The following is a 15520-nucleotide window of genomic DNA, read 5'->3' on the forward strand; positions in this document are numbered from 1 at the left end:
GCCTCTCGGGGCGCGCTTTTCAAAGAAGCCTCTTAGAAACCGCTCACCGCAGGGAGCCATGTCGACAGGCTCGGCACAAAGGTGATCAGCAAGAGCGCAGCCGCCAGAGCCAAAAAGAAGGGCGGCAATTCGCGGATCAATGTTGATGGCTTCAGATGGACCGTCGAAGAGACCACAAAGATCAGGCTCCCGACCGGTGGCGTGGTCAGACCCAGCGTCAGGTTCACGATCACGATAATGGCAAAGTGGTTCGGATCGATCCCCAGCGCAAAGCTGATGGGCGCAAGGATCGGCACGAGGATCATGACGCCGGGAAGTGGGTCCATGAACAACCCAAAGGCCAATAGCAACAGGTTCACCGCCAGCAGGAAGACAATCGGCGACAACTCCCAGCTGATGATGGTTCCGGCCAGTTGCTGCGGAATGCCCTCGATGATCAGCACCCAAGCAAAGGCCCGCGCGGCACCAAGGATCAGCAGAACTGCACCAGAGGTCATCGCTGCCTTCAGCAAAATGCCCGGCAAATCGCGAAGTTTGAGCGAGCGGTAGACGAACATGCCCACGATCAGGGCGTAAAACACCGCGATGACGGAGGCTTCGGTGGGGGTAAAAACACCAAACCGAATGCCGCCCACGATCAGCAGGATCAAGGACAATGCCGGGAGTGCAAACACAAAGATCCGCCCGATCTCAAGCAGGGTCGGCATGGAATCGCCACTGACATAGCCACGCTTGCGGCTGACATAGGCGTTGGCTAAGAGCACCATAAAGGTGATCAAAACGCCCGGTAGAACACCGGCCATAAACAAAGAGCCAACTGAGACCTGCTGATCCTGCATGGCGTAGATGATCATGGTGATTGAGGGCGGAATAATCGGCCCAACCACAGCGCTCGCGATGGTAAGCGCCCCGGCATAAGGGCGATCATAGCCGCCTTTTTCCATCATCCGGATCATCATTGATCCGGGCCCGGCTGCATCGGCAAGGGCGCTACCGGAAATACCTGCAAACATCGCCGAGCTGACCACATTTGCATGGCCCAGACCGCCGCGAAGGTGACCAACCAGAGACTGCGCAAGCCGCAAGAGCGCCATGGTAACAGCCCCTCCGGTCATGATCTCTGCAGCAAGGATGAAGAACGGAACTGCCAGCAGCGGGAAGCTGTCGAGGCCGGAGAACATCTCCTTGACCACCACCAGATGTGGATAGGAAGAGCCGAACGTCAGCGCCACAAACACCGCGATCATCATTGCAAAGGCCACAGGCAGGCCAAGCGCCAGCAAGATAAAAAGCGCCGGAAAAAGGATCTCAGCCATTTGCGCCTCCGGGCAATGTGGCGGCCGCATCATCGGGATCATCGGCGCGTTTGTAGCGGCCTGCGGTAATGAAAGGATGTGCAATCAACAGGAGATGAATCATCAACAGCAAAAAACCGATAGGCATCGCAGCATAGACATAAAGGAACGGGAGGCGCAGGGCCGGTGTCACCTGATATTGCATCCGTTGGGCATATTGCAGGCCGACATAGACCATAAAGCCAAAGAACATCAGCAGCCCGAGCACTATCGCGCCACGCAAGAGCTTTTGCCCAGCCGAGGGCAAGGCGTCTTGTAGATTGGTGATCGCCACATGCCCGCCCGAACGAAGGATCAAGCCCGCGCCGGAAAAAGCCATCCAAATCATCAGGTAGCGCGCGGTCTCATCCGCCCATGGCAGAGAATGCCCGGTGCTATAGCGCAGGGCGATATTGGCCCCGACCACCAGTGTCATGCCCGCCATCATGGCGATCAGAAGCCAGCCATTCAGCGTGACGAAATAGTGTTCCAGCTTTTTCAAGAAACGCGCCCCCGCAAGGTGTCCGGCGGCTTAGGGGCGCCGCCGGACGTTTGATCATCACTCAGAAGCGACGATGGATTTGACCAGCTCTTCGCCGTAGGTCTTGTAGTAACCTTCGTAAGCGGACTGGATCGAAGCCTGAAATTCGGCCTTCTCCTCTGCGGTCAATGCGTTCACCTGCATGCCGCGCTCTTTGAGGATCTCGACACCGCTGGTCTCGACATTATCCACATAGCCGCGCATTGCAACGACAGCCTCGGTGGCCGCTTTTTCAAAGGCCGCTTTCTGCTCATCGTTCAAACCTTCCCAGAAAGGTTTGGAGACCAGCAGCATGGCAGGCGAATAGACGTGGCCCGAAAGGGTCAGGTATTTCTGCACTTCATCCAGTTTCACAGAGACGATCACCGAGAGCGGGTTTTCCTGCCCGTCGATCACACCCTGCTGCATGGAAGAGATTACCTCGGGCCACGCCATCGGAGTCGGCGCAGCACCCATCGCGTTAAACGCTGCCAGATGCACCGGGTTTTCCATGGTGCGCAGCTTCAGCCCTTGCACATCCGCAGGCGTGTTGATGGCATTGCGGTTATTGGTGATGTGGCGAAAGCCCTGCTCGCCCCATGCCAGCGCATGCAGGCCAACATTGTCAAACTTCGCGAGGATGTCCTCACCGATGGGGCCATCCAGCACCGAACGCGCATGGCTCAGGTCGCGAAACAGGAACGGGATATCGAAAACGCCAGTCTCAGGCACAAAGTTCGCCAGCGTTCCCGAAGACACTATCGTGACCTCAACCGTGCCTAGCTGCAGGCCTTCGATCACCTCGCGTTCACCACCCAGACCCGACGACGGGAAATGGGTGAAGCTGAAGTCGTCACCGGTTTCGGCTTTGACGGCTTCTTCGAATTTCTTTGCTGCGACGCCATAGTGGCTGTCCTCTGCCAAAGCGTAGCCGATTTTGATATCGGTTTGCGCTGTGGCGGGGAATGTAAAGGCAACGGCAGCGCCTGCAGCCATCAGGCCGCGAGTGAAAATGGTCATGGAAAATCCCTCCCTTAGAACCATGGTCTTGTTATACATGCAACTTTCGAGAAGCAACCCGACCAGAAAGCACAGATTATGCCCCTGAGACGGGTTCCTCAGCAGCATTACGTCTTTGCCCGTCCAAACAGGCGAACGAGTTCCGGCACATAGGCCTGACCATGACCATCTGCCACTGCATCGGCCAATGCAGCGGAGACCCCGTCGGCCACGGTTTGTTGCGCGCCTGCTTGTTCGGACATTGCGCGATAGTAATCGATGTCCTTTTGGGCGTTGGATACGAAGAACGGCAGCCCTTCGCGGTTGCCATCGGTGATAAAGGGGGCCAGTCGGTCCAAGGCGACACTTGCTCCACCGCCGGAGGCCAGAACGTCCACAAAAACAGCCGGATCGACACCCGCATCTGCGGACTGCGCGGCGGCTTCGGCCAAGAGCGTCATAAAGCCAACCGACACATAGTTATGGAGCAGTTTCAGACGGTGGCCATGGCTAAGCGGGCCGACATGCGCCACTTCTTCGGTAAAGGATGCCAGCACCGGGCGCACGCGTTCCAGCGTTTCCACCGTGCCACCTACGAGCAGGTTCAGCTTGCCCTCATGCGCGTGTTTTGCGGTCCGCGTCATGGGTGCGTCGATATAATCACCGCCTGCAGCACGCACGACCTCGCCCATACGCAGGGTCGACTCGGGCAATGCGGTTGAACAGTCGACGATCACCGTGCCGGGCCGCAATGCTGCCGCCAGCCCCTGATCCCCCGCAACGATTGCCTCCACCTGAGGCGATCCCGTCACGCAGAGGATCACCACATCAGAGACAGCGGCAATTTCTGCTGGCGTGGCGCAGGCCGTCGCCCCCATGCCGGTGATCTCATCCACTGGCTGGTTGCCGGGATGATCCAGAAAACTCAGCGCAAAACCACCGCGCGACAGAACATTACGGGCGATGCCGTGGCCCATGAGCCCGACGCCAATGATACCAACATGCATGTTGTCTCTCCTCATTCTCATGACCGCACAGGCACGGCCCAGCTCCGGACCAGCGGCCCGGAGCGATCCTCCCAGATGCCTTTGGCGATTAGTCTGTGTTGATCCAGATCGCCTTGGTATCGAGATATTCTTCCATGTGTTCCGTGCCGCCCTCACGCCCATAGCCTGACATTTTGACGCCCCCAAAGGGCACAGCCGGGTCAATCGCATGGTACATATTCACCCAGACAGAGCCTGCTTTGAGGCGGTGCGCCAGCTTGTGCGCGGTTCCTAGATGCGTGGAGAAGACGCCCGCAGCCAAACCATAGGGGGTGGCGTTGGCCCGTTCGACCACTTCATCAAGGCTGTCGAAGGGCAATGCGGAAATCACCGGACCAAAGATCTCTTCGCGTGCGACTGTCATCTCGTCGGTGACACCGCCGAAGACCGTCGGATGGAAGAAGTGTCCTCCTTCAAAATCCGCGCCCTCAACACGTGTGCCGCCTGTCATAACCTCGGCGCCTTCATTTGGGCCGATGGCGAGATACCCTGCAATGCGCTCGGCCTGACGCGCGGAGATGATCGGACCGATATCCGTGCTCTCATCAATACCGTGACCAATGCGCAGATTGGCGGCAAATTCGGCAACCCGGCGCACAAACTCATCATGAATTTCACGCGCAACAAACAGGCGCGACCCCGCGATGCAGATCTGACCGGAGTTTGCAAAAACCGCCATGGCTGCCACCGGCACGGCCTTCTCGATATCGGCGTCACGGCACACAATCACCGGAGATTTGCCGCCCAGTTCGAGCGAGACGCGCTTGAGGTTGCCGGTCGCGGCACGCGCAATGGACTGGCCCGTCGCGGTTGAGCCTGTAAAGACGATCTTGTCGACACCGGGATGCTCCGCCAAGGCAGCGCCGGCCTCGGAACCGAGACCTGTCACAATATTCAAAACCCCATCGGGCAGGCCCGCTTCTTGCATGATCCGCGCGATCATCAGAACCGTCAAAGACGCTTCCTCGGAGGGTTTCAGAACAACGGTACAACCGGTGGCGATAGCAGGTGCGATTTTCCACACAGATCCCGCGATCGGTGCGTTCCAGGGGATAATGGCCCCAACGACACCGACCGGCTCACGCACGGTCGAGGAGTGGATTTCACCCGGGAACGAATTGGGGATGGTGTGCCCATGAATGGTGACAGCCTGCCCCGCATAAAAACGCAGCATACCCAGAACCCGGCGGCTATTGGCCAACGTGCGCTGGATCGGCATGCCCATATCGAGTGTATCGGAGAGGCAGAGGTTTTCCCACTCGGCCTCAAAGCGTTCTGCAATCCGAAGGAGCAGCGCCTGACGCTCAAAAGGGGTCCATTTCGACCACGGCCCGTCAAAGGCCTTACGGGCAGCTGCAACAGCCGCATCGACATCACCCGCACCACCTTTGGGCACGGTGGCAAGCAGTGCGCCAGTGGCGGGGTTACGTGCGTCCATCACCTCGCCAGATTGCGACTCGCACCATTGCCCATTGATAAACATTGGGCGAAATCCGCCATCATAAAGCGCAGAGGCCGCCGCTTGCCAATCTTTCATGTTCTTTCCTTCATTTTATCAGGCCTCAGCCGAACGGTCGGAACCTGCCCATAACCCGGTGAGTGCGCATAAAATTCATTGCTTCATCTACACCCAGCCTTGTCGAGAAAGCCAGTCGCCCGCGTTGCCAATTTGTGAACACCCATCTGAAAATCAGAACGCAAAAGGCGCCATTAAATCGCCACAAGCAAAACTGTGCCGAAGTGTAACGATCCTGTATTCGCGCGACGCTTGCGTCACACTCTGCTAAGACGTAACTCCCCGGCATGGCTTCAAAGATCCTCATTATCAGCCCCCGCGAAGATGGCAGCGGTCGGATTTCCCTGACCCACAAAGCCGAAGGCGCAAGCGGTATCAGCCGCATTTCCTGTGACGTGTCACCGGCCGACTTGCTGCAGCTTGTGCTCTTTTGCGAAGGCTGCGACCTGCGGCGTATATATGGTGAGCCGCAGATGGCTGAGGTGGAGTTGGATGGCCTGACAGTGACCTATGCCCCATCAGGCGATGAAATCCATCTACTGCGCCAGATCGGCTATAGTGAAAAAGCTGCGCGTATCGCATGTAAGACCTTCCTGACGGAAATGGCTGGCGTTGTGGAGGCGGTGCTTGATCAGGCCGAAACCTCCAAACACGGGATCACGCTCAAGACCTTGCTGAAGCACGCTGATCTGCCCGCAGCGTATGCCGCACAATTCACTGCGGATGAAACAGCTGCCGTGTTGCACCGTCTGCATGAAATGGCGCTCTTGATACTGAATGATCGCGCGATGGAGAAAGGATCGCGGTTTGCCAAACTGTTGCGCGCCAAAAAATCCCGCCCCGAAGCAGAGGCCTGCGCGGCAGAGCTGGTGGCCTCCCTTGCAGACAGCTTGTTGACGCGCGCGTCGTAGTACACGACCAAACCGCGATACTCTCACTCAATCCATGAGCGCCAATAGATCTCTGTGCAACGCAGTCGGAATCTCGACGTAGCCGCGCGCAAGATTGCGGGCGCGCGCTGCAAAGCGACGTTGCGAGGGCAAGCGTGCCCCCTGACCGATAATATCGGCAAACAGGCGCTCCGCCCTTTCGTCATTGACCGCCACACGTCCGCCAGAGAATTTTTCAGGGTCAAAGGCAAGGATGATTTGTCCATGGTAGGGCGCGCAGCCCGGACGCCCTGCGGCGGCTTCACTTTCCAAACTGATGAGATCATCGATCAGCGGGCCTGCCATCAGCTCAATCATAATTGACAGCGCCGATCCTTTATGGCCTCCGAAGGTGAGCATCGCCCCGTCCAAAGCAGCCTCAGGATCGCAAGTTGGCTGACCATTGCGATCAATCGCTACGCCTTCAGGGAGCGGTTTTCCAGCGCGTTTATGAAGCTCGATTTCTCCTCGCGCAAAACCGCTGGTGGCAAAATCAAAGGTAAAGGGATCTTTGCCGCGACGTGGCCAACTGAACGCAATCGGATTGGTTCCCAGCGTTCCTTTTGTTCCCCCTGCGGGCGCAACCCATGAGTGGCTCGGGACCATTGATAGCCCGGCGAGCCCCGCGGCAGAAAGTTCTTCGACCTCTGGCCAAAGCGCTGAGAAATGAAAGCAGTTATTGACCGCAAGTGCGGCCATACCAAAGCGCCGGGCTTTGGAAATCAGTTCAGGCATCGCGTCCCGCACGGCCAGCAACGACATCGCATCGCGAGCGTCGGCGCGGATGATTGCGGTGTCGGAAGAGTCAATGACAGGCGTGGCAGCGCCATCGATTTTGCCATCCTTCATCGTGGTTGCGCACATGAACAGTCGGAACAACCCATGGGACTGACAATCATCCAGCTGACACCGATAGAGCATGTCAGAAATCGCATCCGCATGGGCAGATGCGTAACCGCAATGCTCCAACACCCGCTCTGCGAGCGCACGCACCTCATCCAATGGCAACACAGTCTTTGCTTCTTCGGTCTGGCTCATCTCTGCCCCTCGCCCTGAATTCATGGATACCGGATACAACATGCGAGTGGTCACGACCAGCCCCTTCACCAAGCACGGCCACGGTTTTCGTCTTGAAAGAATAGGAAATTTACGTAACGTATCCAAAATACCGACAATAAGGCGAATTGAACTCTCATGGCAGGTAAACGTGCGGTTTCCCGCAATACCCTCCCGGATGTGATTGCGAACGATTTGCGCGAGCGTATCCTCAGCGGCGAATTGGCAGAAGGCGAGGTTATTCGCCAAGAGACACTCGCGGACGAATATGACGTCTCGCGCATGCCGATCCGCGAGGCGCTAAAACGTCTCGATGCGGAAGGGCTGGTGCAATTCACGAACAATCGCGGTGCTTCGGTTACGAAACATTCCCTGCCCGAGATCGCCGAGATTTTTGACCTGCGGATTTTGATTGAGGTCGATTTGTTTTGCCGTGCGATCCCTGCCATGACGTCGACTGATTTCTCGCTGTGCAATCAGATCCTTGAAGAGATGGAAGCCTCTTACGATGCCAATGACGTCGGAAAATGGGGCACACTGAACCATCAGTACCATTCCGCGCTCTATGCAGCAGCGGATCGCAGGCTGACGAATGACGTGCTGCAAGGGATCAGCCTGCATTCGGATCGGTTCGTCCGGATGCACCTCAGTGTGATGGAGCAGCGAGAGCCTGCCAAGAAAGAGCACCGGGATTTGCTGCGCTTCGCCGAGGCGCGCGATATCGAAGGGGCCTGCACAACGCTGCGCGAGCACATTACCCGAACCAAGGACGAATTGCTTCGGCTGGTCGCAGAGAACCGGTCCGCTGCAGGTGATCCCGCCGCCTAAGCTGCAAGAACACACCTGTTACAATCACCCGCTTGCGGGAAAACTGGTTGCATCGCCTAATTTTTGTATACATTATCCCGCACAAATTCACCTCCATTTAGACAAAGGCCAGACCATGTTCCACCCTCACGGAAAACACCTGATCGCCGGTCAATGGGTCGCCGGTAGCGACCACTTCCCCTCCAGCCCCGCAAGCGGTGAAAGCTACGACTTCTCTGTGGGTCGGGTCGCAGACGTCAACGCAGCGGTAGAAGCTGCCGAAGCCGCCTTTGCGGCCTATTCCTCCACCTCTCGCGCGGAGCGTGCCGCGTTTTTGCATGCGATCGCGGATGAGATTGAGGCGCGCGCTGATGGCATCACCGCGATTGGTTCGCAAGAAACAGGCCTCCCCGAGGCCCGCCTACAAGGCGAATGTGGCCGCACAACTGGTCAGTTGAGGCTCTTTGCCGAACACATTCTGCAAGGAGACTATCTCGACCGGCGCCATGATAAAGCCCTTCCCGACAGGGTTCCGCTTCCGCGCCCGGATCTGCGCATGGTGCAACGCCCCATCGGTCCGGTTGCGGTGTTTGGTGCATCCAACTTCCCTCTCGCATTCTCCACAGCAGGCGGTGACACCGCAGCCGCGCTTGCGGCAGGCTGCCCGGTTGTCGTCAAAGGCCACAGTGCGCACCCCGGCACAGGCGAAATCATCGCAGAGGCCATCCTTGCCGCCGTTGAACGCTGCAAGATGCCCGCTGGTGTCTTTAGCCTGATCCAAGGTGGAAACCGTCAGGTCGGTGCTGCACTGGTCCAGCACCCGCTGATCAAAGCCGTCGGCTTCACCGGATCACTCGGAGGGGGGCGTGCGCTGTTTGATCTATGTGCGCAACGCCCGGAACCTATTCCCTTCTTTGGTGAGTTGGGGTCGGTCAACCCTATGTTTATCTTCGATGAAGCGCTGAATGCGCGCGGCGATGACCTGGCCAAAGGCTGGGCTGGCTCACTGACCATGGGGGCAGGTCAATTCTGCACAAACCCCGGCATTGCAGTTCTGCGCGCAGGTCCAGAAGCCGACCGTTTTATTGATACTGCTGCTGCAGCCCTTGCTGAAAGCCCCGCGCAAACCATGCTGACGGATGGGATTGCACAGGCCTATCGCGATGGTCAGCGTCGCATGGCCGGTGTGGAAGGCGTGCGCGAAGTGTTGGCGACCGACAGCCAAGCCCGCACAGCAACGCCGTTTCTATATACAACGGACGCGCAAAACTGGCTGAGCAACGAGACTTTGTCGGGCGAGGTCTTTGGTCCGCTCGGGCTCGTTGTCACCGTTGCAGACATGGACGAAATGCGCGCTGTTGCTCATTCCCTTGAGGGGCAACTGACCTGCACCATGCACCTGGACGATGGCGACAGCGAAACGGCCGCCCCCTTCCTGCCAATCCTCGAGCGCAAGGCGGGTCGCGTTCTTGCAAATGGCTTCCCAACTGGGGTCGAGGTTGCAGACACGATGGTGCATGGCGGCCCCTACCCTGCATCAACCAATTTTGGCGCAACCTCCGTGGGAACCATGTCCATTCGCCGTTTCCTGCGCCCGGTTTGCTACCAGAATATCCCCGAGGCCCTGCTGCCAGCGGATCTGCGCGACGACGCATAAAATCAGTCCTGCCCCCCTCCTCGACCCGGTGCCTCCCAGCCGGGTCGAGTGCTTTTATAAACGCGCCCCGCTAGCGGGACACAGCAGGTGTCGACTCCTGTGAATTTGAGGCGTATTGGCAGCCTACCTTAGAGCGCCATCCCATTGATCCTCTCGTGACTCCGGCGGAGTTCGACCAGACCGAGCAGATGGTACGCACCGCACTTTCCGTTGCGGCGCTCGCAATAAGGCAGCTTGTCTGCGCGTCGCCCAAAGTGGCGCAAGCGTAGGCTAAAATACCTAAAGCTCTGTGGGAGGAGTGACATGGAAACCCTTAATTCTATCGTTGGCGCCGTCAACGCGGTCGTCTGGGGCCCGTTGATGCTGGTGCTCATTCTCGGTGTTGGGCTGTTTTTGCAGGTCGGGCTGAAACTGATGCCTATTTTGCGGATCGGCACCGGCTTTTCATTGCTGTTCAAGGGACGTAGCCCCGAAGACGGCGAAGGCCAGATCACGCCATTTAACGCATTGATGACCGCCCTGTCGGCCACGATCGGCACCGGGAACATCGCAGGTGTCGCAACCGCCGTATTCCTTGGCGGCCCCGGCGCGTTGTTTTGGATGTGGATCACCGCGCTGGTCGGCATGGCAACCAAATATTCCGAAGCGGTTTGCGCCGTGAAGTTTCGCGAGCAGGACTCTCAGGGGAATTTCGTCGGTGGCCCGATGTATTACATCAAGAACGGCCTTGGCGAGAACTGGAAATGGCTGGGCGTGGCCTTTGCTCTGTTTGGCTCAATCGCGGCCTTTGGGATCGGCAATGGCGTACAGGCCAATGGTGTCGCGCAGGTGCTGGAAACCAACTTTGGCTTCAACCCGTCTATTACCGGCGTTGTGCTGATGGTTCTTACAGGGGCAGTCGTGCTTGGTGGGATCACCCGCATCGGTGCTGTCGCGGGTGCGCTCGTTCCCTTCATGGCCGTGAGCTACATTGCCGCGGGTCTGATCGTCCTTTTGATCAACGCGGATCAACTGGGTTCGGCACTGGGGCTGGTGTTTACGCATGCCTTCACGCCCTCTGCCGCCGAAGGTGGGTTTGCTGGGGCTGCTGTCTGGGCCGCAATCCGCTTTGGCGTGGCACGCGGCGTGTTCTCGAATGAGGCAGGCCTTGGCTCCGCGCCCATCGCACATGCCGCCGCAGAAACCAAAGGGCCAGTCAATCAGGGCCTGATCGCCATGCTGGGTACGTTCATCGACACGATTATCGTCTGCAGCATCACCGGCCTTGCGATCATTGCATCCGGTGTCTGGACCTCGGGAGAAAGCGGCGCGGCACTGACGTCGCTGGCGTTTGAGACTTCGCTGCCCGGTTTTGGTGGCTATCTCATCGCGATTGCGCTTTCGATCTTTGCCTTCACCACCATTTTGGGCTGGTCCTATTATGGCGAGAAATGCGTTGGCTACCTGCTCGGTGCCAAGGTTTTGATCGGCTATCGTATCCTGTGGATCGTTGCGATCTATTTTGGGGCGACGGCGGATCTTGGCTTTATCTGGCTCTTGGCCGATACGCTCAACGCGATGATGGCAATTCCAAACCTGATCGCGCTGATCCTGCTCAGCCCTGTGGTTTTCGCGGTGACCAAGGAGTTCTTTGCCACAAAAGGTCAGAGCGAAGAGCGCACGTCCCGCTCACCACAATAAACCAAGCTCTATCGGGGGCGCGTCATTTGATGCGCCCCTCCGTGGAACCTCGCCACTCCGCGTATTTTAGCTGAATGGCCGGTGCCAGACGTATCGTTTACTATGTTTACCTAGGTCTTTTTATGAAACGATTTCTACCTTCTGCCTTTCTCGGGGCAGTCATTGTACTCACTCTTGCAAGTGGCACTATCGGTGTGATCCTGTTGCTGGACATGAGACTGGAGCCTGCAAGTTCATGGGAGTGGAGCGCGCGTGCGCTGATGATCACATGCGCGGTGATCGCGATTTTCCTTGGTAGGGCGCAATGGCACACACCCGTTGCGCGGCTCTGCGCATTATTGTCCGCGCTCGTTCTGATCATCTCAATGGGGGTCTTTGTGTGGGGCGGGTACAGCGCGCAGATTGCGCAGCCCTGCTAAGCGCAGATGACGCAGAGCTACGTCCCCCCTCGGAGAATGTCCTTAATTCGCACAGCGCTTTCTCGTATTGATCGGCGGCAGAGCACCACATTTGGGCCAAACACCACGCAGCGATTGAAATCTCCGTGTTTTTCATGGTTACTTTCGATCTGCCTTTCGCCAGTGTGATCGGGCGGCGGGGTCGGCGTAACTCTCATTGAGGGGAAGCGGGCCTTCAGCTTTGGTCATCTCGGGCGCTCATTCGATGTGGACTGCCATGATCCTCGATCAAGTAATCGCCTGCCCTGTCTGCGACGCTCTGCATCACGATCAGGACGTCCAGAAACACTCAATCGCCAAATGTGCGCGATGTGGAACCGTACTCGCGGCTCCGAAATCCGGTGCCATGACGCGCATTGCCATGCTGTCCCTCACGGCGCTGATCCTACTGATCGCGGCGGCGTCCTTTCCCTTTCTCGCGCTGGAGGTTCAGGGGCTTTCGCACCAAGCCTCGGTGCTGGATACGATCCTTGCGTTTGCCAGTGGCCCAATGCTCCCGCTTTCGCTGGCCACAGGTCTGTTGATCGTCCTGTTGCCCGCTGCACGGTACTGCGCGTTGATCTACACGCTTGCCCCCATGGCCATCGGCTACCGGCCAGCGCCCTATGCGGCAATGGTCTATACATGGGCTGAACGGCTTAAACCCTGGGCGATGGCCGAGATCTTTATCATCGGGGTGGCGGTTGCACTGGTCAAAGTCTCAGGTCTCGCCCGGGTGGAGCTGGGGCCTGCATTTTGGGCTTTTGCAGCGCTCTTGATCGTGACAATCCTTACCGACAGTTCAATTTGCAGGTTAACCGTTTGGAAAACACTGAGAACACGCAGCACTATTTGACAGCAACCGAAGCCGGTCTGGTCGGGTGTCGCGCGTGTGGAACGGTGGCGCCACAGGGCACGCATGTCTGCCCATGCTGTCAGAGCCGATTGGAGTTTTCTGAAACCGCATCCCTGCAAAAAGTCTGGGCGTGGCTTGTCGCGGGACTGATCGCATATGTCCCGGCCAACATCTATCCGATGCTTCGCACATCAACTTTGGGGCAGACTTCCGAAAACACATTGATGGGCGGCATTATCGAGTTGGTCCATCACGGCTCATATGGCGTCGCCTTCATCGTGTTTTTTGCCAGTATTCTGATTCCGATCGCAAAATTCATCGCAATCGCATTTCTGGCCATCTCTGTCCGCAAACCGGCCAATCTTGGCAATCACGGAAGGTTGGTTCTCTACGAAGTTGTAGAATTCATTGGCAGATGGTCGATGATCGACGTCTTTGTCGTGGCAATTCTGACAGCGCTGGTGCAACTGGACTTTGCCGCCGCGATCAGTCCGGGTATTGCGGCAGTGAGTTTTGCATTGTCGGTTGCCTTCACCATGCTGGCAGCCCAGAGTTTTGATCCGCGCCTGATGTGGCTTGCGGAAAACCGAGTTGAGTCATGAGCACCCAAGAACCCGCCCAATTGAACATATCACCCAAGCGCCCCTCAATGTGGCGCAATCTTTCGTTGGTGTGGCTGGTGCCGCTGGCTGCTTTGTTGGTCTCCCTCGGCATCGCGTGGAAGAATTACGCGGACCGCGGTGAGCTGATTTACATCGCATTTGAAAATGCATCCGGCGTTGTCGCAAATGAGACAACCCTCCGATATCGCGATGTGGTCATTGGCCGTGTCGAAGAGGTCGGTTTCGCCGAAGGCCTCAGTAAAGTCTCCGTTGCAGTACGTGTCGACAAAGACATCGCCCCATTTCTGGATGAAGACGCTACATTCTGGGTCGTGCGCCCCGAGGTCAGCTCGCGCGGGATTTCCGGGCTCAGCACCGTTTTGTCGGGGGTCTACATCGAAGGGGCATGGGACGAGCAGGCTGGAGTGGCACAAACCGTGTTCGCGGGCCGTGATCGCCCACCCCTCGTCCAGCCGGGACGCGCCGGGCGCCGCATCACCTTGCGCACAGAAGACGGTCGGATGATCACCGAAGGCGCTCCGGTGCTGTTTCGCGGCATAGAAGTGGGACGCCTTGAGCATCCGCGCTTGACCGTCAGCGGAAATAGCATCGTGGTGGACGCTTTCATTGACGCCCCGCATGACCGGCGCATCAACTCTGCCACACGGTTTTGGGACACCTCGGGTTTTACTGTCTCATTTGGTGCCGACGGTTTGTCGCTGGATGTGGACAGTCTCGCCTCCCTCGTCTCGGGTGGGATTGAATTTGATGCTGTCTTTGAGGGCGGCCGACCAGCAAGCTCCGGTGCCGTTTTTGATATCTACCCGGACGAAGCCACGGCCCGACGCACCGCCTTTGCCCGCTCTATGGCGGGGGGTGTTGCGATTTCGGTGGCTTTTGATGAGTCTGTTGCTGGTCTTAGTGATGGTGCCGCCGTGAAACTCGGCGGGATCAAAGTCGGCGAGGTCGGCACCCTTACGGCATCCATCCAGAACGAATCCGCAAATGCCGAAGTGCGGCTGGTCGCCAAACTCCTGTTACAACCTGCATTGCTGGGTCTGCCCCCCGGTGCAGGAGAAGAGGACGTGCTGGATTTCTTGCAAAACGCGGTTGAGGGCGGTTTGCGCGCGCGCTTGGCCTCTGCCGGGTTGCTCAGCTCCGAGTTGATGGTCGAATTGGTGCGTCTTGAAGATGCAGCACCCGCACAGTTTGACCGCACAGCCGAGCCTTATCCAGAATTGCCAAGCGCCCCATCGGATTTGCCCGATTTTGCGGCAACCGCAGAAGGAGCCATGGAGCGGATCAGCGAACTGCCCGTCGAAGAGCTGATGGCGCAGGCGATCAGCACACTTGCAAGTATCGAGGCACTCGCAACCTCTGAAAGCACGCGTCAGGCCCCTGCTGCGGCAGTCGCACTGCTTGAAGACACCCGCGCCTTGGTCACAGATCCAAGCACACGCGCCCTGCCCCGCGAATTGCAGGCCACGATCACCGATCTGCGGGCCATCCTACAAGACCTCCAACAGGGCCGCGCCGTCGAACATCTCACGGCAGCCCTCAAAGATGGGGCCGCTGCGGCAAGCGAGATCTCATCCGCATCAGAAGAGTTGCCAGCCCTTGTCGACGATCTTCGCACGCTCGCTGCCAAGGCCAATTCGCTTGAAGCCGAAGAACTGATCCGCTCAGTCAATAAATTGATGATCAGCGCTGATGAGGTGATCGGCACCGAGCAGGCGCGTGCGCTGCCCGCATCCCTTTCTGCGGCTTTGGATGAGATACGCGCCACGCTCACGACATTGCGCGAAGGTGGGCTGGTGGATAACGCCAATGCGACCATGGCCTCGGCGCGCGATGCGGCACAGTCGGTTGCGGACGCTGCCGAAGGGCTGCCTGCGCTGTCGGCGCGGCTTGAACGGCTTGTCGCACGGTCAGAAGCGTTGGTGGCGGCTTATGGAGATCGCTCCAACTTCAATACGGAGACGCTGGATGTGCTCCGAGAAATCAAATCTGCGGCGCGCGCGGTTTCACAGCTGGCTCGCAAGATCGAGCGCGATCCGAATTCACTGGTGTTTGGTAGGTAA

General features: G+C 58.1%; 14 protein-coding genes. 8 read left to right on the forward strand and 6 right to left on the reverse strand.

The annotated features are described in order from the left end of the window. Nucleotides 1–32 precede the first annotated feature (32 nt). From UB90_RS21865 to UB90_RS21885, 5 genes are all read right to left on the reverse strand, one after another. A complete protein-coding gene (locus UB90_RS21865; RefSeq protein ID WP_065326760.1) occupies nt 33–1316 on the reverse strand; it encodes a TRAP transporter large permease in 1284 nt (427 codons plus the stop codon). After that, nucleotides 1309–1836 (reverse strand): TRAP transporter small permease, encoded by a 528-nt coding sequence (locus UB90_RS21870; protein ID WP_065326761.1) that lies wholly within the window; start codon nt 1834–1836, stop codon nt 1309–1311. Before UB90_RS21870 ends, UB90_RS21865 begins: the two co-directional genes overlap by 8 nt. A gap of 57 nt (nt 1837–1893) precedes the next feature. After that, complete coding sequence (locus UB90_RS21875; RefSeq protein WP_065326762.1) at nt 1894–2874, reverse strand: TRAP transporter substrate-binding protein; 981 nt, start codon at nt 2872–2874, stop codon at nt 1894–1896. A 107-nt stretch (nt 2875–2981) separates the two neighbouring features. Next, nucleotides 2982–3860: an NAD(P)-dependent oxidoreductase gene (locus UB90_RS21880; RefSeq protein WP_065326763.1), complete on the reverse strand. Its 879-nt coding sequence runs from the start codon at nt 3858–3860 to the stop codon at nt 2982–2984. Between the two features lie 88 nt (nt 3861–3948). Beyond that, on the reverse strand, nt 3949–5436 hold the full coding sequence (locus UB90_RS21885) for an aldehyde dehydrogenase family protein (RefSeq protein ID WP_065326764.1): 1488 nt from the start codon (nt 5434–5436) through the stop codon (nt 3949–3951). A gap of 266 nt (nt 5437–5702) precedes the next feature. On the opposite strand from UB90_RS21885, the gene UB90_RS21890 reads away from it, so the two are divergent. Further along, the gene (locus UB90_RS21890; protein WP_009178477.1) at nt 5703–6326 is read left to right on the forward strand and encodes a hypothetical protein; all 624 of its coding nucleotides are present in this window, start codon (nt 5703–5705) and stop codon (nt 6324–6326) included. A 27-nt stretch (nt 6327–6353) separates the two neighbouring features. On the opposite strand, the gene UB90_RS21895 is transcribed toward UB90_RS21890, so the two are convergent. Next, nucleotides 6354–7382 carry an Ldh family oxidoreductase gene (locus tag UB90_RS21895; RefSeq protein WP_065326765.1) on the reverse strand — a complete coding sequence of 343 codons (1029 nt, stop codon included), beginning with the start codon at nt 7380–7382 and terminating at the stop codon, nt 6354–6356. Nucleotides 7383–7538: 156 nt separating this feature from the next. On the opposite strand from UB90_RS21895, the gene UB90_RS21900 reads away from it, so the two are divergent. The 7 genes from UB90_RS21900 (at nt 7539) to UB90_RS21930 (ending at nt 15520) form a co-directional block, all read left to right on the forward strand. Continuing rightward, nucleotides 7539–8228, forward strand: a complete 690-nt coding sequence (locus UB90_RS21900) for a GntR family transcriptional regulator (protein ID WP_065326766.1) — start codon at nt 7539–7541, stop codon at nt 8226–8228. A gap of 115 nt (nt 8229–8343) precedes the next feature. Continuing rightward, a complete protein-coding gene (locus UB90_RS21905; RefSeq protein ID WP_065326767.1) occupies nt 8344–9864 on the forward strand; it encodes an aldehyde dehydrogenase (NADP(+)) in 1521 nt (506 codons plus the stop codon). A gap of 303 nt (nt 9865–10167) precedes the next feature. Further along, a complete protein-coding gene (locus UB90_RS21910) occupies nt 10168–11544 on the forward strand; it encodes an alanine/glycine:cation symporter family protein (RefSeq protein ID WP_009178534.1) in 1377 nt (458 codons plus the stop codon). Nucleotides 11545–11666: 122 nt separating this feature from the next. Continuing rightward, nucleotides 11667–11963: a polysaccharide transporter gene (locus UB90_RS21915; RefSeq protein ID WP_227512065.1), complete on the forward strand. Its 297-nt coding sequence runs from the start codon at nt 11667–11669 to the stop codon at nt 11961–11963. Nucleotides 11964–12219: 256 nt separating this feature from the next. Next, the gene (locus UB90_RS21920) at nt 12220–12837 is read left to right on the forward strand and encodes a paraquat-inducible protein A (RefSeq protein ID WP_040641722.1); all 618 of its coding nucleotides are present in this window, start codon (nt 12220–12222) and stop codon (nt 12835–12837) included. Nucleotides 12838–12926: 89 nt separating this feature from the next. Continuing rightward, nucleotides 12927–13439 carry a paraquat-inducible protein A gene (locus tag UB90_RS21925; protein ID WP_005614682.1) on the forward strand — a complete coding sequence of 171 codons (513 nt, stop codon included), beginning with the start codon at nt 12927–12929 and terminating at the stop codon, nt 13437–13439. Further along, the gene (locus UB90_RS21930) at nt 13436–15520 is read left to right on the forward strand and encodes an MlaD family protein (protein ID WP_227512066.1); all 2085 of its coding nucleotides are present in this window, start codon (nt 13436–13438) and stop codon (nt 15518–15520) included. Before UB90_RS21925 ends, UB90_RS21930 begins: the two co-directional genes overlap by 4 nt.

Source organism: Tritonibacter mobilis, from assembly GCF_001681715.1.
Lineage (GTDB): Bacteria > Pseudomonadota > Alphaproteobacteria > Rhodobacterales > Rhodobacteraceae > Epibacterium > Epibacterium mobile.

Bases quoted from the DNA above. Each gene is read 5' to 3' on its own strand.
- UB90_RS21865 (WP_065326760.1), bottom strand. From the start codon at position 1,316: ATGGCTGAGATCCTTTTTCCGGCGCTTTTTATCTTGCTGGCGCTTGGC.
- UB90_RS21875 (WP_065326762.1), bottom strand. From the start codon at position 2,874: ATGACCATTTTCACTCGCGGCCTGATGGCTGCAGGCGCTGCCGTTGCC.
- UB90_RS21880 (WP_065326763.1), bottom strand. From the start codon at position 3,860: ATGCATGTTGGTATCATTGGCGTCGGGCTCATGGGCCACGGCATCGCC.
- UB90_RS21885 (WP_065326764.1), bottom strand. From the start codon at position 5,436: ATGAAAGATTGGCAAGCGGCGGCCTCTGCGCTTTATGATGGCGGATTT.
- UB90_RS21890 (WP_009178477.1), top strand. From the start codon at position 5,703: ATGGCTTCAAAGATCCTCATTATCAGCCCCCGCGAAGATGGCAGCGGT.
- UB90_RS21895 (WP_065326765.1), bottom strand. From the start codon at position 7,382: ATGAGCCAGACCGAAGAAGCAAAGACTGTGTTGCCATTGGATGAGGTG.
- UB90_RS21900 (WP_065326766.1), top strand. From the start codon at position 7,539: ATGGCAGGTAAACGTGCGGTTTCCCGCAATACCCTCCCGGATGTGATT.
- UB90_RS21905 (WP_065326767.1), top strand. From the start codon at position 8,344: ATGTTCCACCCTCACGGAAAACACCTGATCGCCGGTCAATGGGTCGCC.
- UB90_RS21910 (WP_009178534.1), top strand. From the start codon at position 10,168: ATGGAAACCCTTAATTCTATCGTTGGCGCCGTCAACGCGGTCGTCTGG.
- UB90_RS21915 (WP_227512065.1), top strand. From the start codon at position 11,667: ATGAAACGATTTCTACCTTCTGCCTTTCTCGGGGCAGTCATTGTACTC.
- UB90_RS21920 (WP_040641722.1), top strand. From the start codon at position 12,220: ATGATCCTCGATCAAGTAATCGCCTGCCCTGTCTGCGACGCTCTGCAT.
- UB90_RS21930 (WP_227512066.1), top strand. From the start codon at position 13,436: ATGAGCACCCAAGAACCCGCCCAATTGAACATATCACCCAAGCGCCCC.